Source organism: Flavobacterium sp. SM2513, assembly GCF_050908145.1.
Lineage (GTDB): Bacteria > Bacteroidota > Bacteroidia > Flavobacteriales > Flavobacteriaceae > Flavobacterium.
Map to the genome: position 1 here is coordinate 1,853,952 of NZ_CP194228.1, position 21,686 is coordinate 1,875,637.

General features: G+C 35.3%; 15 protein-coding genes. 11 read left to right on the plus strand and 4 right to left on the minus strand.

Annotation, left to right across the window (positions count from 1 at the left end; translation table 11 throughout):
* Positions 1-6: 6 nt before the first annotated feature.
* Positions 7-2,415, minus strand: a complete 2,409-nt coding sequence (locus ACQ5J2_RS07705) for a prolyl oligopeptidase family serine peptidase (protein ID WP_432673146.1) — start codon at positions 2,413-2,415, stop codon at positions 7-9.
* A gap of 184 nt (positions 2,416-2,599) precedes the next feature.
* On the opposite strand from ACQ5J2_RS07705, the gene ACQ5J2_RS07710 reads away from it, so the two are divergent.
* Entirely contained in the window at positions 2,600-2,938 is a 339-nt protein-coding gene (locus ACQ5J2_RS07710) for a YegP family protein (RefSeq protein ID WP_432673147.1), read from the plus strand.
* Positions 2,939-3,620: 682 nt separating this feature from the next.
* Here ACQ5J2_RS07710 and ACQ5J2_RS07715 read toward each other — a convergent pair.
* Positions 3,621-4,340: a hypothetical protein gene (locus ACQ5J2_RS07715; RefSeq protein WP_432673148.1), complete on the minus strand. Its 720-nt coding sequence runs from the start codon at positions 4,338-4,340 to the stop codon at positions 3,621-3,623.
* A gap of 284 nt (positions 4,341-4,624) precedes the next feature.
* On the opposite strand from ACQ5J2_RS07715, the gene ACQ5J2_RS07720 reads away from it, so the two are divergent.
* The 3 genes from ACQ5J2_RS07720 to ACQ5J2_RS07730 all read left to right on the plus strand — a co-directional run bounded on the left by ACQ5J2_RS07720 (position 4,625) and on the right by ACQ5J2_RS07730 (position 8,584).
* On the plus strand, positions 4,625-5,335 hold the full coding sequence (locus ACQ5J2_RS07720) for a hypothetical protein (RefSeq protein ID WP_432673149.1): 711 nt from the start codon (positions 4,625-4,627) through the stop codon (positions 5,333-5,335).
* 3 nt (positions 5,336-5,338) lie between these two features.
* Positions 5,339-6,919 carry a hypothetical protein gene (locus ACQ5J2_RS07725; RefSeq protein WP_432673150.1) on the plus strand — a complete coding sequence of 527 codons (1,581 nt, stop codon included), beginning with the start codon at positions 5,339-5,341 and terminating at the stop codon, positions 6,917-6,919.
* Between the two features lie 654 nt (positions 6,920-7,573).
* Positions 7,574-8,584, plus strand: a complete 1,011-nt coding sequence (locus ACQ5J2_RS07730) for a 3-oxoacyl-ACP synthase III family protein (protein ID WP_432673151.1) — start codon at positions 7,574-7,576, stop codon at positions 8,582-8,584.
* Positions 8,585-9,022: 438 nt separating this feature from the next.
* Here ACQ5J2_RS07730 and ACQ5J2_RS07735 read toward each other — a convergent pair whose 3' ends face one another.
* Together ACQ5J2_RS07735 and ACQ5J2_RS07740 are read right to left on the minus strand one after the other, a co-directional pair.
* Positions 9,023-11,446, minus strand: coding sequence for a TonB-dependent receptor domain-containing protein (locus ACQ5J2_RS07735; RefSeq protein ID WP_432673152.1), 2,424 nt, complete (start codon positions 11,444-11,446; stop codon positions 9,023-9,025).
* 134 nt (positions 11,447-11,580) lie between these two features.
* The gene (locus ACQ5J2_RS07740) at positions 11,581-12,555 is read right to left on the minus strand and encodes a YeiH family protein (protein WP_432673153.1); all 975 of its coding nucleotides are present in this window, start codon (positions 12,553-12,555) and stop codon (positions 11,581-11,583) included.
* Between the two features lie 105 nt (positions 12,556-12,660).
* Here ACQ5J2_RS07740 and argS point away from each other — a divergent pair, with 105 nt between their 5' ends.
* The 7 genes from argS to ffh all read left to right on the plus strand — a co-directional run bounded on the left by argS (position 12,661) and on the right by ffh (position 21,491).
* Positions 12,661-14,448 (plus strand): arginine--tRNA ligase, encoded by a 1,788-nt coding sequence (gene argS, locus ACQ5J2_RS07745; RefSeq protein WP_432673154.1) that lies wholly within the window; start codon positions 12,661-12,663, stop codon positions 14,446-14,448.
* A 15-nt stretch (positions 14,449-14,463) separates the two neighbouring features.
* Positions 14,464-15,954 (plus strand): hypothetical protein, encoded by a 1,491-nt coding sequence (locus tag ACQ5J2_RS07750; RefSeq protein ID WP_432673155.1) that lies wholly within the window; start codon positions 14,464-14,466, stop codon positions 15,952-15,954.
* Positions 15,947-17,389, plus strand: a complete 1,443-nt coding sequence (locus ACQ5J2_RS07755) for a LysM peptidoglycan-binding domain-containing protein (protein ID WP_432673156.1) — start codon at positions 15,947-15,949, stop codon at positions 17,387-17,389. Before ACQ5J2_RS07750 ends, ACQ5J2_RS07755 begins: the two co-directional genes overlap by 8 nt.
* Complete coding sequence (locus ACQ5J2_RS07760) at positions 17,382-18,890, plus strand: MBOAT family O-acyltransferase (RefSeq protein WP_432673157.1); 1,509 nt, start codon at positions 17,382-17,384, stop codon at positions 18,888-18,890. The genes ACQ5J2_RS07755 and ACQ5J2_RS07760 overlap by 8 nt, the downstream gene beginning before the upstream one ends.
* Positions 18,891-18,939: 49 nt before the next feature.
* The gene (locus ACQ5J2_RS07765) at positions 18,940-19,401 is read left to right on the plus strand and encodes a hypothetical protein (protein ID WP_432673158.1); all 462 of its coding nucleotides are present in this window, start codon (positions 18,940-18,942) and stop codon (positions 19,399-19,401) included.
* Positions 19,402-19,479: 78 nt separating this feature from the next.
* Complete coding sequence (locus tag ACQ5J2_RS07770) at positions 19,480-19,857, plus strand: hypothetical protein (RefSeq protein ID WP_432673159.1); 378 nt, start codon at positions 19,480-19,482, stop codon at positions 19,855-19,857.
* A gap of 284 nt (positions 19,858-20,141) precedes the next feature.
* On the plus strand, positions 20,142-21,491 hold the full coding sequence (gene ffh / locus ACQ5J2_RS07775; RefSeq protein WP_026977583.1) for a signal recognition particle protein: 1,350 nt from the start codon (positions 20,142-20,144) through the stop codon (positions 21,489-21,491).
* Positions 21,492-21,686: the final 195 nt, after the last annotated feature.

Consider the following 21,686-nt stretch of genomic DNA (forward strand, 5'->3'; position numbering starts at 1 on the left):
TATAATTTAATTCTTCAAATACTTCTCTAAAAACTGGTCTTGTTCCCAAAGTAAATGTAGAATATTCTCTTTTGCAGCATAACCGTGACTTTCTTTTGGCAAAATTACCATTCTCACAGGAGCTCCTAAGCCTTTAAGAGCTTGGAAATAACGTTCCGTTTGTAACGTAAAAGTTCCCGGATTGTTGTCAGCTTCACCGTGAACCAGTAACATCGGCGTTTTCATTTTCTTGGCATTCATAAAAGGCGACATCGTGTTGTAAACCTCTGGCACCTCCCAGTAATTACGTTGTTCGCTTTGAAAACCAAACGGTGTCAATGTTCTATTATAAGCACCACTTCGTGCAATTCCGCAAGCAAATAAATCAGAATGCGTCAATAAATTTGCCGTCATAAATGCACCGTAGGAGTGGCCTCCCACAGCAACTTTCTTAGGGTTGATGTATCCCAATTTATCCACGGCGTTGATGGCTGCCGCGGCATTGTCTACTAACTGTGTGATGAATGTATCGTTAGGTTCTGTAGTACCTTCGCCAATAATCGGGAAAGAAGCATCGTCAAGAACGGCATAACCACGCGTTACCCAATACACAAACGAACCGTAATACGGAAACGTGAATTCATTAGAGTTTTGGCTGCTTTGTCCCGCACTGTTTTTGTCTTTAAATTCTTCTGGGTAAGCCCAAATCAATAAAGGCAATTTCTCTTTCTTCTTCATATCATAATTGGCAGGCAAATACAACGTTCCTGAAAGTCCCACACCATCTTTACGCGTATATTTGATTACTTCCTTGTGAATGTTTTTGATGCTTTCAAACGGATTTTTGAATGCCGTAATGGCAGTCAAACTGTTTTTCTTTTTAATATTTCTGAAGTAATAGTTTGGATACTCGGTTTTAGATTGAATTTGTACCAAAACTTTGCCTTTTTTCAAATCTTCAATGGAGTAAATCGCTTCTACTTTATCTTTGTAGTTCGACTGATACAAACGTGTTGTTTTGAATGTTTTTAAATCAAAATTATCAATGAATGGAAACTGTCCTTCTTTTGTATGTCCTTTTCCAATCAAGAATGCGTTGTTATTGTCTATTGCCAAAACATATCTTCCGTAAGCATTTTTAATCGTTTCAAATTCTCCTGGATCAGCGTAAATGTCTTGTGAATTTCGGTCCCAAATTAACTTAGGAGCCTCATTCACCGCTGATGGATTCAGCATATACGTTTTCTCGTTTCTCGTGTCGTACCAGTAATCTTGAATAATGGCTGTTGTAGCATTTCCCCAAGTGATGCCGCCGTAACGCTGCACAGTTTTTACCAATGACTTTGGGTCTTGGTTAAAAGGCGCTTCCCAAGTAAACACTTCGTCTCTAAAAGCCACTTCATTTGCCGGATTTCCTTCGTCTAAAGCTTCTGCAAAATATAAAGTTGCGGGAGCGTCGGCTCTCCAGTTCATACTTCTTTTTCCTTGTTTAACCGCCATAAAGCCTTTAGGCATGATTTCATTCAAAGGCGACTCGTTGACCACTTTTACTACTTTTCCATCTGCATTGTAGATGGTCGTTTTGTTTGGAAAACGACTCAACGGAACGATATACGAAAAAGGTTTTTCAAGCGTGGTAATCATCAAGTAATTTCCGTCAGGCGAAAAGGTTTCTCCTGCATACAAATTTGCTTCTTTGAATAAAGTAGCGTTTCCATTCAAATCCACTTTGTATAACTCAGAAGTAACAAGCGTTTCAAAGTTCGTCTCATCCGTTTTGTTTTTCAACAAATCTTGGTAGGTTCTGTTTTGAGAAACCGACCCGTCCGCTGTTGAAACCGTTGGCCCAAGCGGCATGTCTTTCTTAACGTCAATTAATGCAGGACGGTTTTTAGGGAGCATTCGCACTAAAATATGTTCGTTATCCTTGAACCAACTGAACGGATTTCCCATATTACTATTCACCGTCGCGTCTGTCAATCGTTTGGCTTGAGCGGTTGCTACGTCAATAATCCATAGCTCTACACCGGTACTTGCGGTGTTAGAAAATGAAATTTTCTTCTCGTTAGGCGACCAAGATATGTTGGTAATCTTAGCGTTTTCAGGCAAGCCCTTGACTTGCATTTCATCAGTTCCTTTGATTTTTCGAATTTTCAGGTTGCTGATATAGGTCGTTGAACTCGAAATATTGGTTACGGGATTGATCCGCAAACCGCCTAAACGCATTTCATCTTGACTCAACTCGTCCAGCGTTTTGTAGGTATTTCGGTAGGAGAGGAGCATGTATTCCTTTTTGGTATCCATAGAAACGGACGGGGCACGTTCATAATCGGCGAGGTCTAGGATTTCTTTTGGCGGTTTCTGATAGGTCAGGTTTTCTTGTGCTTGAACGCTCGTAAGCGTAAGAATAAAGAGCAATTGAAATAATTGTTTCATAGGTTGTTGTTTAAATTCAAATAAAATTCTGGTATCCGTTTCTGTCCTTTTAAAATCGTTATAAGGTGTGTAAGATACTAAAGATTATTCTGAAGAAAAGGTTAAAATTTCTTGATTTACGGATGGTTGTTATAGAAATTTTTTTTAATTTTATAAAATTACTATTAACCAAAACAATAATTACATGGGAAAATTTGAAGTTACAACAAGAAAGAATGGTGAGTTTCAATTTAATTTAAAAGCAGGAAACGGACAGGGAATTCTAATTAGCGAAGGGTATACCACTAAAGCGGCTTGTATGAACGGTATTGAATCTGTTAGAAAAAATTCGGAAGAAGATAAGCGATTTGATCGATTAGAGGCGAAAAATGGTAAACCGTATTTTAATTTGAAAGCTACGAATGGTCAGATAATTGGAAGTAGTGAGATGTATGAGAGCGTTTCTGCCCGTGAAAATGGAATTCAATCTGTGATGAAGAATGCTCCAGATGCTGCAATCGATGATAAGACGCTAGAGGTATAGTTGGGGAGATAACGGATTATTTACTTTTTATATATAAGAGTGCGAAAGGTTTTTCGCACTCTTTTTATTTTTAGGGTAGGGAGGTGGGAGCGTAATGAAGTGGACATTTAGGTTTGTCCAGGCGCTATTTACGAGCAAAGAAGACACGCAAATCACCAGCGAAGACACACAAATGACCTGCGAAGACACACAAATGACCTGCGAAGACGCACAAATGACCTGCGAAGACGCACAAATTGATTTCTAAGACACACAAATGACTTGCGAAGACACACAAATTGATTTCTAAGACACACAAATGACTTGCGAAAGGGCACAAATTGATTTCTAAGACACACAAATGAGTTGCGAAAGGGCACAAATTGATTTCTAAGATACACAAATGACTTGCGAAGACACACAAATTGATTTCTAAGACACACAAATGACTTGCGAAGGAGCGCAAATTGATTTCTAAGATATACGAATGACTAGCGAGGAAACACAAATTATTTGCGAAGCGTCACAAATTAATTTCTAGGTGAAGTGATCTAATTTCTATGGGTTTTTTTAGCTTATAATTTGATAGAAGGAATTGTCCTTATTGCTTTGGATGGGATTGGGTTCTTTTTTTGGGATGGTGTTTTGGCATAAAAAAAACTTCTTAATAGAAGTTTTTAGTGTTGGTTTACTTAATGGTTTATTAAGCTGTAGGGTCTTTGGATTCTTTAGTGTTGTTGATTTTATTTTTTACACTGGTGTAGCTGAATTGTTCTTTGACTGCTTGGTTGTCTTTAAAGAAATTCACGGCAATTTTTGCTATTGCGATTACTTTTTTATACACTGTATTGAAGTCTATTATGGCTTCTTGGGTTACTTCTTTTTTAGTACCTTTTTTGCCTTCTTGTGCAATGTTTGCATCTTTTAATTTGTCTGCGTAACTAATGATATTATCGATTAGTTTTTGTGAAGTACCTTTTTCGGTTATTGTTTGTACTAAAGCAGGGGTTGCATTGGTTTTGAATTGGAACAGGAGGTTGATTAGGGCTTCTTGGTCTAGTTTCTTAGCATCTGCGTTGTATGCTTTGAAGCCTAGTGTGTTTAGTATTTCGTTTTTCTGCGTTTTATCGGTGTCGAAATCGGATTCGATTTGGACTTTGAATTCTGCGAGGTCAAAGAGTGCTGGTGCTTGAATGGATTTTACTACAGCGGTTGCGGCTCTTAGCTGTCGGGCATTATCTACTCCGAGGTGTTTTTGTATTACGGTGTCGATTTCTGTTAGAATATCTTTGAAGTAGGGGTCGGCCCATATTGGTCGTTTAGTTACTAGGTAGGTTTGATGTTCGATTGCTGAATTCATCATTGTAGAGGTTGCAATTAGCATGTCTACATCTTTGCCGGAGTAATTTCTTTTGACTACCATAACGTTTTGGTTTGAAGGTTTGTAGGTGCTAATTTCTTAAATAAAGTGATTTGTTGTATACGTGAAAATAATAAAGTTTTGTTAAAGTTTTTATTTTGGTTTGGGTTTGTGTTTTTTGAGGGTTTTTTGATTTTTTTTGAAAAATATTAAGGTAATTGGATGAAATGAGTATATTTGGGAAAATATACGCAAGGAAAAATTTAGTAAATCGCGTTTGAGGGGGTGATTTTAGTGATTATTGATTATGTTGGAATATATTAGAGTTGTACTTAAAAAATGAAAAAATGAACATTAAACACTATTTAGATAAATTAAATGAAAAGTCACAAAAAATTTACAAAGAGACCGTTAAGGATTTTGAGAATCTAGGTAAAACTCATCATCTTGCGTCATTTATTGCTGAGTTTTCTGAAAATATATTTGATGAAAACGAAAAGAAAATGATTTTAACAGTCGTTATACAATTGGAATCTGCAACGCTAAATATGACTTATGGAATGTATAGACAGGCGTACTCTTCCTTAAGATTAGCTTTTGAATTAGGTCTTGGTGCAATTCATTTTTCTGTTCATAAACTTGAACATAATGAATGGATAAATGGAGAAAACGACATTAAATGGTCGAAACTGATAGATGAGGATAATGGCGTTCTTTCTGATAGATTTAGCAATGCTTTCTTCCCTGAACTAAAAGTGTTAATGAAAGATTACAACAACAAATCAAAAAAAATCTATCGCACATTATCTGAATTTGTGCACGGTAATAATGAGACTTGGACAAAAAGTGGTCTTTCAATGGAATATAATGAAGAATTAAAAAATGAATATTTCAGCTTGTATAAATCAGTAGCAGAAATTTTAATATTTGTAATGTGTTGCCGATATTTAAAAACATTTAATCAAAAACAAAAAGAGGTAATATCTGTATTTATCTTTGAAGAAATGCAGCATATAGCACCCATAAGAGAATTTTTAGGAGGAGTAAAAGAAACATAAATTATGAGTGAATTTAAATTAAGAACAGAAAGTATTAAAGATGCTGATATTATTTCATTAGCTGTAAAAAACGAGAATGATAAAAAAATAATTAAATCACTTATATCTTCGGAACCCTGTCTTTTAGAAGGCTCAAGAGGAACTGGGAAATCTTTTCTTATGAAAATATCCCAAATTGAGTTAGAAAAGAAAACCTCGACCTTATCAATTTTTATTTCTTTTAATATTAGTTCTTTAATCAATACAAGTGACCATTTACAATTTTATCATTGGATGTTAGCTAAAACTTTAAGAGCGTTATTAAATAAATTAAGAAAAAAAGGATTGTCAATTTCTAATTATTCAAAGGTTTTATTGAGTAATGATACATCTGAAGATGAAGAAACAATTGAAAATAATCTAAAAGCAATTGTAAAACTTTTTGAAAATTCCTATAACAAAAAAACGATAGATATTGATATTGAAACCCTTCCAGATATTGAAGATGTAAAAGAGGCAATTAAAGAAATATGTAAAGAAAATGATTTGGAAAGAATATACTTTTTCTTTGACGAAGCAGCTCATGTATTTCGACCTGAACAACAAAGACAATTTTTTAATTTATTTAAAGATTTGAGGTCGCCTTACATTACTTGTAATGCAGCTATTTACCCAGGAGTTACCCACTTTGGAGATTCATTTGAGCCCATTCATGATTGCGTGTACGAAGTACTAGATAGAAATATTGCCGACAACGACTATTTGGAATATTTCAAAAAAATGGTGTTAAAGCAGGCTGATGCAAGTTTAAGAAAAAGTATAAAAGATCAGGGACAATTATTTAACACTTTAGCATTATCTTGTGGGGGGAATCCTAGAATCTTACTGAAAACCCTACAAGAAATGGAAAAATTTAATACGAATGAAGTTAACAGAGTTATTAAAGATTTTTATCGTATAAAAATATGGGCAGAACACACAGAATTAGGAGAAAAATATAAAGGTCATCAGTTTTTAATTGACTGGGGTCGAGATTTTTTAGAGAAAACAGTAATACCAACTGTTATAGAGAATGAAAAATCAAGTATATATTTTTGGGTTCACAAAGATATCCCAGAAACAATAAAGGAATCTTTAAGATTACTAACATATACGGGAATAATAAAGAAGATAGATGCTGGTATTCGTTCACATGGTGACTTAGGAACTAGATTTGAAATTAAATACGGCTGTATTATAGCTTTAAACCCAAACCCAAACCAATATTCCACAGAATTATTTAAAATACGCGATATAAGACGTTTTAACGAGTTTGGCAATAATCATAAAGAATATGAAAAAATTAAAAATTTATCTGCCTCAATATTAGAAGACGAGCAATATCGTGAATCATTAGAAAGTATGTTAAATAAGCCTATCAATGTTCTTTCATTAACAAAGTGGCAAAAAGAAAGATTAATAGCTTCTGGTTTTATTACAATTAGAGATTTGTATGGTTTAAAAGAAAATGATTTGATTGAAAAAATATATAATGTTGGTCCTATTCGAGCTAGAATTATGATGAATGCTGCCAATTCTGAATTGTTAGAATATATTTCAGGATAAAGCAATATCACCAATATCTTACATATTTGGAGTTTTATTACGTTCAGAGAAAAAACGACGAAGTCTTTATAAAGTAGCCTTCCTCATTTCCTTGGGAGAGCCGATTACAGTTGTCAATACTTCTGACTAATCGTTAAACTGTTTGAATAAACTTTAAGAGGATTTGCCATCCTCTTTTTTATATAAAAAATAAAAATCCTTTTATTGTGTTTTCGCTAGAAGCATCCATTAGTCTGATGGGATTATCGGTAGATAAACCTTATTATAAAGAAGTTATATTTTTTGATGACGTTAAATTCCTGTGACACGCAGCTTATTTAAAAACATTTCGTGAACATTTATATAGTGTTAATACTTTTCTAATAAAGCTGTATTATAGTTTTTAAAACAAATTCAGCATAACAAGAGTTGCGATTGCAGAAAGAAATGAGTTGTGGAAACTTAACTTTTTATTGAAAACGGAACCCCTAGCCCAGATAGCAGTGGAAATCCTTTATGTCCCGGGGTTCGGGACATAAAGATTGCAACGGATAGCTGGAAATAGCTCCTTGAAATTCTTAAAAGTACCACAGATTTTAAAAATTATATAAAAATGTACTTAATTAAGTAAGGAGTTGCTATTTTTGATAAAAGAAAATTACTAAAAAATAGTGTATGTACAATTCAAAGATAACGGGATTGGGGTATTACGTCCCGGATAATATCGTAACAAACGACGATTTGACCAAAATAATTGATACCACTGACGAGTGGATACAAGAACGAACGGGAATCAAAGAACGCCGCCACATCATTCGCGGAGAAGACACCACCACTTCAATGGGAGTCAAGGCTGCCAAGATTGCTATAGAACGTTCGGGTGTTGCTAATGAAGACATTGACTTTGTGGTTTTTGCTACTTTGAGTCCGGATTATTACTTTCCTGGGCCTGGAGTTGCGGTACAAAAAGAGTTGGGTTTGCGAACCGTGGGTGCTTTAGATGTTAGAAACCAGTGTTCGGGTTTTGTGTATGCGGTTTCGGTTGCCGACCAATATATTAAAACAGGAATGTACAAAAATATTCTAGTCATTGGGTCGGAAGTACAATCTATTGGTTTAGACATGACGACTCGTGGACGTGGTGTTTCAGTGATTTTTGGCGATGGAGCAGGAGCAGCTGTATTGAGTCGGGCGGAAAACAATGCAACGGGAATTTTATCGACCCATTTGCATTCTGAAGGTCAACATGCTGAGGAATTAATCGTGAAAGCACCTGGAATGGGCGGAAGATGGGTGACGGATATTTTGAACGAAGAAGATAAAGAAAATGATGAAAGTTATTTGCCTTATATGAACGGACAATTTGTGTTTAAAAATGCAGTGGTTCGTTTTGCAGAAGTGATTAGAGAAGGTTTAGAAGCCAATAATTTGGACGTTTCAGATATTGATATGTTGATTCCGCATCAGGCGAATTTGAGGATTTCACAGTTTATTCAGCAGAAATTTAAGTTGAACGACGACCAAGTGTTTAACAACATTCAGAAATACGGAAATACAACCGCTGCTTCTATTCCAATTGCATTAACGGAAGCTTGGGAACAGGGGAAAATCAAGGAAGGTGATACGGTGGTTCTGGCGGCTTTTGGTAGTGGATTTACTTGGGGAAGTGTGATAATTAAGTGGTAGCCCCCTAACCCCCAAAGGGGGAATTGTTTTAGGTTTTAACAGCTTTCACCGCGAAGGTCGCAAATGTTTTTTTCTTCGTTACAAATAGATAAGGTTCGCTAAGGCTTTTCACTTTTGAAAGAGGTAGGGAAATTAAATGTTGTTGTTATAAAAAGCAAAACCCGAAGAAATCACCTTCGGGTTTTTTTTGTATAACTAAATCGGCAATCGGGTTATCTTGAAGGCTTTTTTAATGGCAAAAAAGGTTCAAAATAGTTCTGTTAAATTTTGATTGATGATTGCTACTTAGTAGACGCTTTGTCGCAGGATTTGTTACACTATACTTAAACTATTTTAAAATAATTCTTTTGGTGAAGCATACCGTGCTTAAAAAAAGAACCCCGGAGCGTTATCTCTTCGGGGTTTTTCACTAATCTAAATCAAATTTATTATAAACGCTTAAAACATTCCGCCGCCGCCTTTTTGGGTGTTGTCGTCACGCATTTTTCTTGCTAAAGCACGATTCTTTCCGCCTCCAAAACGGTAGTTCAATCCCAAATAAACGGAACGGCTTTCCCATGAAAACTGACCTTGACTTGGGTATGGGTTTTTAGAATCAAAGGCAAATTTCATCGTGTCAAACATGTCGTTGAAACGCAAACTAATCGACATTTTATCTTCGAGAAGTGAATACCTTGCTCCACTATCAATCTTGTACATTTCCTGACTGTTGTTTTGAATGGCATCTACTCCACCACGGTAGAATCCGAAAAGCAAGAAGCTTAGGCGTTTATTTGCTTTGAAGTTACTGTTTAAACGAGCGTTAAAAGCACTTACTTCTACTTCTTTGGTTACAAAATCAAAGGTGTCTGTTGTTCCTTCTCGCAACACCTGAACCAATCCTTTCTGGTTGATGCTTGAATAGTCGATTGCGGGTTGAATATCCCACCATTTGGTGATTTTATAATTCGCAGAAAGCTCAAAACCAAAAGCGGTATTGTTGTCGAAATTGGCATAGGACATGATTAAATCATTCGGATTGTCAGTCGATTCGTCGTTGTATAAGGTACGGCTGATTTCATTATCGATGATTCTGTAAAAAACACCAGCGGTAATTGAAGAGCTTTTGGCAAACATTTTCGTGTAGTTTACTTCTAGTGAATTGGTAAATTGTGGCTCTAATTCAGAGTTACCCAAAGAAGTCACTAAAGGTGTCGAAAATTCTCTAATAGGTTTGGTTTGCTCTAAACTTGGACGGTCCACTCGTCTGCTGTAACTCAATTGAAACATATTTTTTTCGTTGAGGTTGTAGGTCAAATAAGCTGATGGATAAAGTGTAAAATAATCGTCTTCAAAAGTAGTTGCACCGTTATTTAAGTTGGCTTTTGCTTTATAACTTTCAAAACGAGCACCCAATTGGTAACTGAATTTTTCAAATTTCTGACCAAACGTAGCATAAGCAGAATAGATATCAATATCGTATGTGTAATTTGAAATTCGATTTGCAGCAGGAATTGCCGAATTTTCAGTGACGTAATCATTTTCCGTACGAACTATTCGCGCTTCAGAACCCAATTCTAAAGTTGATTTTTCAGTTAAAGGATTTACATAATCAATATTAAACGTTCCGTTTTTTCTTCGGTCTTCAATATTGTCTTTATAAATCAGTTGGTTTTGCACATTTGTAGGATTGCCAATTTCAAAAACAGAGGTATCAAAAAGTGCATTTTGGGTTTGCTTGTAATCGTTGTAGTTTCCTTCAAAATCAATAGTATGGCCGTCTTTTGCAAAAAGATGTTTGAAAATCATGTTGTAACTTCCCGTATGGTTATCTGTTGCATAATCTGATTTTTGAAATAAATTCGGCAAGTCATTATTCAAATATCGTACGTCGGTGTTCACGGTTCCTTCGCCGTTTGTCGCATTTTGATTGGTGTAAAACGACAAGGTGTTTTTGTCATTGATGTAAAAATCCATTCCTATTTTGTACAAATAAGAGTCGTTGTCGTTTACGATATCCAATATTTGTTGTGAATTATTGTCAAAACGCTGAATAAATCCTTCATTAAAACGTTCGCCAAAATTATTTCCACCACTTCCAAAGAAGTTTACTTTACCTCTTCGGTAATTCATGTCGATTGAGTTGTTGAACTTCGGCGTTTCCGCAAAAGTTACTCCCGTGTTGAAGCTTCCGTTGAAGCCGTCATTCGAATTTTTATGCAAAACGATGTTGATAATTCCCGACATTCCTTCCGGATTGTACTTGGCACTTGGATTGGTAATCAACTCAATTTTCTTAATTGAAGTCGACGGAATTTGTTTTAGCAATTGAGCCGCATCCATATTCGTTGGGCGACCGTCTACTAATACACGAACATTTGAATTTCCTCTAAGCGAAAGTTTCCCATCTTGATCCACATTTACAGACGGAATATTGTTCATGATTTCAGAAGCAGTGGCTCCAGCGGTAGTCAAATCTCGGCCTACATTAATTACTTTTCTATCAATTTTTTGTTCGATAGTTGAGCGTTCTTGTACAATTTCAACTCCAGATAATTGAGTAGCTTCTTCTTGCAAAACTATTTTAGGAAAGTTAATTGTTTTTTGTTTTGAAAAATCCGCATTCGTGTTGAATGCTTTGTAACCGATAAACTGAACATCAATTGTCAGTGACTGCAACGGAATGTTTTTAATTTCAAAGTTTCCGTTATCGTCAGTAATTCCACCTGTCAAGACTTTCTCACCGTCTTTAATCGAAATCGTTGCGTACGAAACCGCATTATTCGCTCGGTCAACAACTTTTCCTGTGGCAATACCCGGATTTTGGGCATTCATTGTAAATACGGTTCCTAAAAGAAACCAAAAAAGTAACTGTAATTTCATTGGATTGATTTTTTGATTATGTAATTGATTTATGATTGATACCGTAATAGACTACAAAAGTGAAAGTATGTTACAAAAAAAAGCAATCTATTTTTCAATAAATTGTTTTTGAGGTTTATAAGGTCAAAGAGTTTTTAGGATGAGAGGTTTATCACTACATATAATGCGGCAATAGAAATCGTAATCCACAAAATAACACCTTGAAATAAAGGTTTTACACCGACGGCTCGAATGACTTTTCGAGATAAACTTGTCCCAATTAAGAATAGGGTTAAGGTCAAGCCAATTTTAGCTGCATCAACAATATACGGACTTACTTTTTGTACAAATGGCACATACGTATTGGCAATCAAAGCCAAAATAAAATAGCCAATGAAGTAAGGAATTTTCGCTTTACTGTCTTTATTTTTGAACAAGAGGGTAGCTAAATAAGCAACAGGAATAATCCATAATGCTCGAGCTAACTTCACTGTTGTCGCTACTTGCAAAGCTTCGGCTCCATAATTACTTGCCGCACCAACTACCGAACTCGTATCGTGAATGGCAATGGCACTCCACAATCCGAACTGGTGTTGTGATAGTTCAAAATGATGTCCGATTATTGGGAAAATAAATAAAGCAATGGCGTTTAAAATAAAAACGGTTCCCAAAGCAGCCGAAATTTGCTGTTCGTTTGCTTTTATAACGGGAGAAACAGCGGCAATAGCACTTCCACCACAAATGGCAGTTCCTGCAGAAACTAAAAAAGAAGTTTTTTTCTCAATTTTCATGATTTGACCTAAACCAAAACCCAGTAGTAAAGTCCCGAAAATTGAAATTATGGTGAAAATAATTCCTTCTTTTCCCGAATTTATCGCACTGGTCAAATTCATTCCGAAACCTAAGCCAACAACGGATATTTGAAGTAATGTAGAAGTTAGTTTGCTGTTTAATTTGGCATAAGGATGACCCACTTGTGCCATGACAATACCAATAAATAACGCCATCGGTGGAGAAAGAAAACCTAACAAACAAAGCACAACAATCGTCCAATACAAAATTATTTTCAACTTGGAATGTTGCCAAAAATTAGTATGGTCGGTGATTATCTCTGGACATAAAAACTTCATGGTTTTCGATTTTCAGTTGCAAAAATAGTGTAATTTATTATTCTTTTAATACCTTCAATAATTCACTATTTCCGATTATCTTTGCACCCTAAAAAAACAACAATTATGTCACTTATTTCCATTCTAACTCCCGAGATTAAAAAAGCAGTTACCCTTTTATTCGATGCTAACATCGATACAATTGAGTTTCAAGCAACACGCAGGGAATTTGAAGGTGATATTACGATGGTTGTTTTTCCCTTATTGAAAGTAATTAAAGGCAATCCAGTTGAATTAGGGAACAAAATCGGAACGTATTTAGTAGAAAATGTTACAGAAGTTCAAGCCTATAATGTGGTTTCTGGGTTTTTAAACATCGTTATTTCTGCCGATTATTATTTGGATTTTTTCAATGATGTAAAAGCAGATAAACAATTTGGGATGGTGGAACCCAATCCTGATGACAAAGCGGTTATGGTCGAATATTCTTCACCAAACACCAATAAACCTTTACATTTAGGTCACGTAAGAAACAATTTATTAGGTTATTCTGTTGCTGAAATTATCAAAGCTTCAGGAAAAAAAGTATATAAAACACAAATCATCAACGACCGTGGAATTCATATTTGCAAGTCGATGTTGGCTTGGCAAAAATTTGGAAACGGCGAAACTCCTGAATCTGCGGGTTTAAAAGGAGATAAAATTGTAGGTAATTATTATGTGAAATTTGACCAAGCTTACAAAGGTGAAATTAGCGAGTTAATAGCTACCGGACTTTCTGAAGACGATGCCAAAAAGCAAGCGCCTTTAATTTTAGAAGCACAACAAATGCTTTTGGACTGGGAAGCAGGAAAACCAGAAGTTATTTCACTTTGGAAAACCATGAACCAATGGGTTTATGACGGTTTTGCAACGACTTATGAAAATATGGGCGTCGATTTTGATTCTTATTATTACGAAAGTAATACGTATTTATTAGGAAAAGAAGTGGTTCAGATGGGATTGGAAAAGGGAATTTTTGAAAAAGACCCTGACGGTTCGGTTTGGATTGATTTGACAGAAGACGGTTTGGACCGAAAAATTGTTTTACGTTCCGATGGAACGGCAGTGTACATGACGCAAGATATCGGAACGGCTATTCAACGCGTTAAGGATTTTCCAGATGTTGGCGGAATGGTGTACACCGTTGGAAACGAACAAGATTACCACTTTAAAGTGTTGTTTTTGATTTTGAAAAAGTTAGGATTTGATTGGTCTACAAATTTATTTCATCTTTCGTACGGAATGGTTGATTTGCCTTCCGGCAAAATGAAAAGTCGTGAAGGAACGGTGGTAGATGCTGATGATTTGATGAACGAAATGATGCAAACGGCTCAAACGATTTCAGAAGATTTAGGAAAATTAGACGGCTACAGCGAAGATGAAAAAACAACATTGTACCGAACGATTGGTCTTGGTGCTTTGAAATATTACATCTTAAAAGTTGACCCTAAAAAACGAATTTTATTCAATCCAGAAGAGTCAGTTGATTTTGCAGGAAATACGGGTCCGTTTATTCAATATACGTACGCTCGAATTCAATCGATAATCAGAAAAGCAGATTTTGATTTTGCATCAAAAACTTTTTCTGCAGGCGAAATCACTTTGCATGAAAAAGAGAAAGAATTGATTAAAGTTTTGGCTTTGTATCCAGAAGTGATTCAAAACGCGGCGGTAAATCACAGTCCAGCTTTGATTGCAAATTATACTTACGACTTGGTTAAGGAATACAATTCATTTTATCAAACCGTGCCAATATTAGGTTCTGACGATGAAAATGCAAAAATGTTCCGTGTTCAACTTTCGAAAAAAGTGGGAGAAACTATTGCTTCAGCTTTTAAACTTTTGGGAATTTCGGTTCCAAATAGAATGTAATTCCAGCTTATTTAAGTGAAAACAAATTCCAATTATTTTTTTCAGTCTTTTCTGATATTGCTTTTGGCCACAGGTTTTTTCTTGGGCTTAAAAGATTTCTTGCCTAAAAAGATTTTCTCTGAAAAAGGAGGAAACACCAAAAATGTACTTATTGATAGCATGCTACTCGATGCATTTGAAGCGGAACCTGATTTAGAAGTAGTTGAAAACGTTCAGACGAAAGAGGATTCTTTGGACAAAGTGCCTGTAGTTTTTGAAGAAAATGATGGCATAAAATTCCCTGAAGAAAAGTTTGAAAATTATAAAGGAAATCAATTCTTAATTCCATTTTTCGAACAGTTGTATCAGTTAGAAACAAATCAAAAAGGCAAAGTTAGAATTGCTTATTTTGGTGATTCGATGACGGATGGCGACATGATTGTACAAGATTTCCGGACTTATTTTCAAGAAAAATTTGGCGGTCAAGGCGTTGGTTTTGTTGCGATAACATCAGAATCTGCGGCTTCAAGAAGTTCTGTAGTGCATGAATTTTCTAAAAATTGGAAAACGCAATCGTATTTAAATGTAAAATATCCCAATCGACCTTTTGGTGTAAATGGACATGTTTTTTTTGCTAATGATACGGCACACTCGGCTTGGGTGAAATACAAATCAGGGCGTTCGCGGTACAATACACAACTCGACCATCCAACACTTTTTTACGGAAGTGGAAAAAATAAAAACGGACAAATCAATTACATTGTTGGAAAAGATACCTTGCGAAAAACATTGTTACCGAACAAAATATTGAATACGTTATCGCTTTCAAATAACCCCTTAAAACAGTTGAAAGTCAATTTCTCAAAAGCAGATTCCATTCCAATTTATGGATTTAATTTTGACGATGGAGTAGGAGTTCACGTCGATAATTTCTCGCAAAGAGGCAATTCAGGTATTCCGATTTCCAAGTTTGATGTCGCAACAATGAAAGCGTTTCAGGAACAATTGCACTACAATTTGATTGTGTTGCATTACGGAACGAATGTGTTGAATTACGGCACAAAAGAATATTCGTGGTACGACCGAAGTATGACTAAAACCGTAAATCGTTTGCGTGAATGTTTTCCTGGAGTTTCCATTTTAGTGGTTTCCACAGCGGATAAATCGAGTAAATACGATTTGGAAATGAAGACGGATTCTGCCGTTGTGCCTTTGACTTTGGCTCAGAAGAGATATGCGTTAAAAACAAAATCCAGTTACGTAAACTTATATACGTTAATGGGTGGCGACGGTTCGATGGTAAAATGGACGGAAGAGGAACCGGCTTTAGCGAATAAAGATTATACCCATTTTAACTTCCGTGGAGCAAAAAAGGTGGCGAAAATAATTTATGACCAACTCGACGAAGGCTACCAACAATACAAAGTATTGCGAAAATCAAAAAAAGTAACTCCACCGAAACCCAAAAAGAAATCGTTGATTGATACTATTTTTTCAGACCCAGAAACACCAGAACCTCATGAATAAAGTGCTTTATATAATAGGTTTGCTGCTGTTTTGTTTCAATTGTCAAGCCCAAGAAATTGATTCGTCTTATGTTGAAATTGACTCTGTGTCAATTGATTCTATTGCTGTTATGGAAACAGAAATTGCATTAATAAATCCCGACGCTTTGATTTGTTTTTATGAAAAATTAGCACAACTTGAAGTAGCGGATTCGATGTCTTTCAATCAAAAAATTAATTTCGTTCACATTGGCGATTCGCACATCCAGGCTGATTTAATGACGAATGTAATTCGGGAAAGGTTGCAGGCAGCCTATGGAAATGGTGGTCGTGGCTTGGTTTTTCCTTATAATTTAGCTAAAACAAATGGTCCTTGGGACGTACGATTTTCTTCCAATGGTAGTTTTAATTCCTTTAGAAATGTCAAACCATTATCAAATGAAAATATTGGACTGACAGGGATTTTGTTACAGACTAAAAAAGATGATTTCGCTATTGAAGTGAATGCAAAAGAGCAGGATAATTATTTCACAAAAGTCAAAATTCTAACGCCAAATAATGTAGGAAGTTTTGATTTGGCAACAGCCAAAAAAACAATTGTATTCGAATCACAAGTGCCGAAAACAATTACCCATAAAATAAAAAGTGGCGACGTTTTAGGTTCGATTGCTGATAAATATAATATTTCACTTTCCGCTTTAAAAAGAGCCAACGGTTTGAAATCGAATAACATTCGTGCAGGAAAAACATTGAAAATTCCTACGAACGAAAAACAAAACAGAAGTATTTCCCTTTCGGAATTTATTCCATTAGAAATCCAGAAAGATACGTTTTCGCATTTTTACGAAAGTGAAAATTTGTTAGATAAAATTTATTTAATTCCAAATAAGGATGAAAACACGTTTGAATTGAACGGAATCGTTTTAGAGAACAATGACAAGGGAATTTTGTACCACAATTCAGGTGTAAACGGAGCTAAATTCTCTGATTACAATAAATATCCCTTGTTTTTTGAACAGTTGAAAGCGTTGCAACCTGACGTTTTGGTTTTGTCTTTTGGCACAAACGAATCGTTTGACAATATGAACTCTGACGCTTTTATAGCTCAATTGGATTTGTTTATTTCAAATGCTAGAAAGCAAAATCCATTTGTAGAAATTATTGTGGCAACACCACCGCCGTCATTATTTAAGCGAAAATATCCCAATACTTTTGTAGCCGATTACAGTAAGAAAATCATCGAATTGGCGTTCAGCCGAAGAGTTGCCGTTTGGGATTTATACACGGATATGGGCGGTTTGTATGGTATTAATCAGAATGCGAAAGCAGGTTTGATTGGTCCGGATAGAGTACACTATACCAAAGCAGGTTATGTTAAACAAGGTAATTTGTTTGCAAAGGCAATCATTGAAGCATTTCAAAATTACAAGAATTTAAAAGAGACAACCAATGAATAGTATGGATTGGTTTACTGCTATTTTTGAGAATATCACGTGGAATACCGTGGAACAATGGTTTGTGTACAATGCAAAAGAACCTATTCTTTTCAATTCTGCTTTGTTTCTAGGAATGTTTCTAGTGTTTTATCCACTTTACATTTTAATTACAAAATCGAAAACTACTTTTTGGAGAAATTTATATGTCGTAGTGTTTTCACTTTTCTTCTACTATAAATCCAGTGGTTTGTATGTGGGATTGCTTGTTTTCACAGGAGTTTTAGATTATAACTTGGCCCGATTGCTACACCAAGAAACTATAAAATTTTATCGAAAATTCTATTTGTACATAAGTGTAGTTATCAACTTGTCGTTGTTGGGTTATTTTAAATACACCAACTTTCTGATTGATAATTACAACGGGATTTTTGACCCTAATTTATCTTTTTACGACATTATTTTGCCTGTTGGAATTTCGTTTTACACGTTTCAATCCATGAGTTATGTGATTGATATTTACCGTCGCGAATTGGAACCGACTAAGCAATATATTGATTACATGTTCTATCTATCGTTCTTTCCGCAACTTGTGGCAGGACCGATTGTTAGGGCTTCGGAGTTTATTCCGCAGATGTATCAAAAGCTGAATTTGAGTCGGGAAGATGTTAATAAAGCACTTTTTTTGATTATAGGTGGGGTTTTAAAGAAAGCTGTTATTTCAGATTATATCTCACTCAATTTTGTCGACCGCGTTTTCGATGCACCAAACAGTTACACCGCTTTTGAAAACTGGATGGCATCTTATGGATATGCGATTCAAATTTATTGCGACTTTTCAGGTTATTCTGATATGGCGATTGGAATTGCGTTGTTAATGGGTTTCAAGCTTTCGCTGAATTTTCGAACACCTTATAAATCAGGTTCAACTACGGAGTTTTGGCGTCGTTGGCACATTTCGTTATCGTCTTGGTTAAGGGATTATTTATACATTTCTTTGGGAGGAAACCGCAAAGGAAAATTCAGAACCTACATTAATTTATTCGTAACGATGCTGCTAGGTGGCTTGTGGCATGGAGCTTCGTGGAAATTTGTGGTTTGGGGAACTCTACACGGAAGTGCATTAGTGGTTGAACGACTTTTTAAGGAGTATTTCAACATTCCAAAGAATCATTTAATTCGTTTTATCAGCGTTGTTGTAACGTTTCATTTTGTGGTGTTTTGCTGGATTTTCTTTAGAGCTAGAGATTTTTCAACTGCCTTTCAGTTGATTGATAATATTGGAAAAGTGCAAATGAATTTTAACCAATGGTGGACAATTATTCAAGGTTATCAGAATGTATTTTTGGTGATGTTAATTGGATTCGTATGGCATTTTCTACCTCAAAATTTTATACAGTTCTTGCAAGATACTTTCGGTAAATTGCCAATTGTATTGAAAGCTTTAGTCTTGGCATTTGTGTTTTGGATTGTGTTTGCAACAGCGTCAAGTGGACCCCAACCGTTTATTTATTTCCAATTTTAACAATATTAAGATTAATTTGACGTTTTTGTTTTAACCAGGTACACACAAAATGAAAAAAATATTTTTTGCAACGCTAATTTTATTCACAATAGTTATGAATTACTCATGTAGTTCAGACGATGATGGAAGTTCACTAAATAACAATTCAATTGCTACGGTTATCAGTACAATGAATTCAGGAACTTGGAAAGTGACCAAATACATTGACGGTGAAAATGACGAATCTGCTGATTTTTCGGGTTACGATTTTACGTTTACCGAAAACAATATTTTGATGGCCAAAAAAGATAATGATGAAATTATGGGTTCTTGGCTAGTGGCAACTAACAGTTCCAATAACGGCAGTTCAACTAGTGATTTAGATTTTATTATTTCTTTTTCAGGACCGGAAAAATTTTTGAGTTTAACTGATGATTGGGATATTAAATCTTCTACCGGAGATAAATTAGAATTAATTGATGTTAGTGGAGGCAATGGCGGGACGGATTATCTTACTTTTGAAAAAAACTAAAAACTTTTACCAGCTTTTAAAGCTGGTTTTTTTATGCAGTATTTAAATTCTTGCTTCAGAAGAAACATTCCATTTGAAATGAAAAAAAGTAAAATTGTAATCCTATTGGTTATTTATTCCTTCCTTGTTTTGGCTTTTATTCCAAAGAAGATTAATGTGATTTACCAAAATTCTATTCAAACTAAAGTTTTGAATGTTGAATTATTTTTGGATGATGAGAAAATAGAAGATAATGAAGTAGTTTATTCATACTTTACTCCACTTAAATCTTCGAGATTAAATGTGAATTCTGGTTATCACATTGTCAGAATCACGTGTGGCGAATTAGAAATAGAAAAGAGTGTAAAAATACTTACTTTCTTTCAAAATTATGTTGAATTTGAATTTGTTGGAAATAAAGAAGAAGGCTTTAAGGTAATTACAAGAGATTCGTGGTTTCCATTGGTCTACGAATAAAATAGATTATTTTATAAGTTTAGATATTATTCCTTAACCAAACAACTACTTTTCTTTTCCTGTAAGGTCTTTTTTTGACCTTATAGATATTATTCGAATTAATTTTAAACCTACAAGGTTTTGAAAACCTTGCAGGAAATACACGAAGAAATGTGCAATCAGAAACATTTAATTCAAATTCTTAATAATAGTTATTCTCTACTTTTTTGCAAAACTTTGAACTTCTTATGCTTTGAAACTTACGGCGTTTCTCTTATATTTGCACCTCTAAAAGATACATTCTTATGTTTGATAATTTAAGCGACAAGCTCGACAAAGCATTTCATATATTAAAAGGACACGGTAAAATTACCGAAGTCAACGTAGCCGACACCTTGAAAGAAGTACGTCGTGCGTTATTAGATGCCGATGTTAACTTTAAAATTGCCAAAGAATTTACCACAAGAGTAAAGGAAAAAGCGATTGGGCAAGATGTATTGACCACTTTGCAACCAGGACAATTATTAGTTAAATTAGTCAAAGATGAGTTGACAGAATTAATGGGTGGCGATGCTGCAGGAATTAATCTATCAGGGAAACCTTCCATTATTTTGATGTCAGGTTTGCAAGGTTCTGGAAAGACGACTTTTTCTGGAAAATTAGCCAATTATTTAAAAACAAAAAAGAACAAGAAACCGTTATTGGTAGCTTGTGATATTTACCGTCCTGCGGCAATTAACCAATTGCACGTTGTAGGAGACCAAGTAGGTGTGGAGGTTTATTCTGAACCTGAAAATAAAAATCCTGTTGACATTTCGCAAAAAGCAATTGCTTATGCAAAAGCAAACGGATTTGATGTAGTAATTATTGACACGGCAGGTCGTTTGGCTGTTGACGAGCAAATGATGAACGAGATTGCAAATGTTCACGCAGCAATTCAACCTCAAGAAACCTTGTTCGTTGTGGATGCCATGACTGGTCAAGATGCAGTGAATACGGCGAAAGCGTTTAACGATCGTTTGAATTTTGACGGAGTTATCTTGACAAAATTAGACGGTGATACACGTGGTGGAGCTGCGATTTCGATTAAATCGGTGGTGAACAAGCCAATTAAATTTATCGGAACGGGTGAGAAAATGGAAGCGATTGACGTGTTCTATCCTTCACGTATGGCCGAACGTATTTTGGGAATGGGTGACGTTATCTCTTTGGTAGAGCGTGCTCAGGAACAATTTGACGAAGACGAAGCTCGAAAATTACAGAAGAAAATCGCTAAAAATGAATTTGGTTTTGACGATTTCTTGACCCAAATTCAGCAAGTGAAGAAAATGGGTAATATGAAGGACTTGGTAGGAATGATTCCAGGTGCTTCAAAAGCCATGAAAGATGTGGAAATTGAGGACGATGCCTTCAAACATATTGAAGCAATAATCCATTCGATGACGCCTATTGAACGTAAAAAACCTGCAGTTATCGATGTTAAACGTAAAACAAGAATTGCGAAAGGTTCTGGAACGAAAATCGAGCAAGTCAATCAACTGATGAAACAGTTTGACCAAATGAGCAAAATGATGAAAATGATGCAAGGTCCAGGAGGTAAAAACTTGATGAAAATGATGGGTGGCATGAAAGGCGGAATGCCCGGAATGAAATAAAAATTAAATAGTTAAGGTTTAAAGTTTCGATAAAAAGAAGTTTTAAACCTTAATTTTTTGCATGAGGGATGGAAGTGGAGCTCATTATTGCTTTGCAAAAAGCAGTAAAAACGGGAGCGAACAGCCCGACCCCTTTTCGGGGTCATGCCCAAATATATTAATAACTAACTACAATTAGTTTTAGGCACCAACACA

What these genes read in the sequence shown, in the direction of transcription:
- ACQ5J2_RS07720 (WP_432673149.1), top strand. Translation starts at nt 4,625, where the DNA reads ATGAACATTAAACACTATTTAGATAAATTAAATGAAAAGTCACAAAAA.
- ACQ5J2_RS07715 (WP_432673148.1), bottom strand. Translation starts at nt 4,340, where the DNA reads ATGGTAGTCAAAAGAAATTACTCCGGCAAAGATGTAGACATGCTAATT.
- ACQ5J2_RS07770 (WP_432673159.1), top strand. Translation starts at nt 19,480, where the DNA reads ATGAAAAAAAGTAAAATTGTAATCCTATTGGTTATTTATTCCTTCCTT.
- argS (WP_432673154.1), top strand. Translation starts at nt 12,661, where the DNA reads ATGTCACTTATTTCCATTCTAACTCCCGAGATTAAAAAAGCAGTTACC.
- ACQ5J2_RS07755 (WP_432673156.1), top strand. Translation starts at nt 15,947, where the DNA reads ATGAATAAAGTGCTTTATATAATAGGTTTGCTGCTGTTTTGTTTCAAT.
- ACQ5J2_RS07710 (WP_432673147.1), top strand. Translation starts at nt 2,600, where the DNA reads ATGGGAAAATTTGAAGTTACAACAAGAAAGAATGGTGAGTTTCAATTT.
- ACQ5J2_RS07725 (WP_432673150.1), top strand. Translation starts at nt 5,339, where the DNA reads ATGAGTGAATTTAAATTAAGAACAGAAAGTATTAAAGATGCTGATATT.
- ACQ5J2_RS07760 (WP_432673157.1), top strand. Translation starts at nt 17,382, where the DNA reads ATGAATAGTATGGATTGGTTTACTGCTATTTTTGAGAATATCACGTGG.
- ACQ5J2_RS07705 (WP_432673146.1), bottom strand. Translation starts at nt 2,415, where the DNA reads ATGAAACAATTATTTCAATTGCTCTTTATTCTTACGCTTACGAGCGTT.
- ACQ5J2_RS07735 (WP_432673152.1), bottom strand. Translation starts at nt 11,446, where the DNA reads ATGAAATTACAGTTACTTTTTTGGTTTCTTTTAGGAACCGTATTTACA.
- ACQ5J2_RS07730 (WP_432673151.1), top strand. Translation starts at nt 7,574, where the DNA reads ATGTACAATTCAAAGATAACGGGATTGGGGTATTACGTCCCGGATAAT.
- ACQ5J2_RS07765 (WP_432673158.1), top strand. Translation starts at nt 18,940, where the DNA reads ATGAAAAAAATATTTTTTGCAACGCTAATTTTATTCACAATAGTTATG.
- ACQ5J2_RS07740 (WP_432673153.1), bottom strand. Translation starts at nt 12,555, where the DNA reads ATGAAGTTTTTATGTCCAGAGATAATCACCGACCATACTAATTTTTGG.
- ffh (WP_026977583.1), top strand. Translation starts at nt 20,142, where the DNA reads ATGTTTGATAATTTAAGCGACAAGCTCGACAAAGCATTTCATATATTA.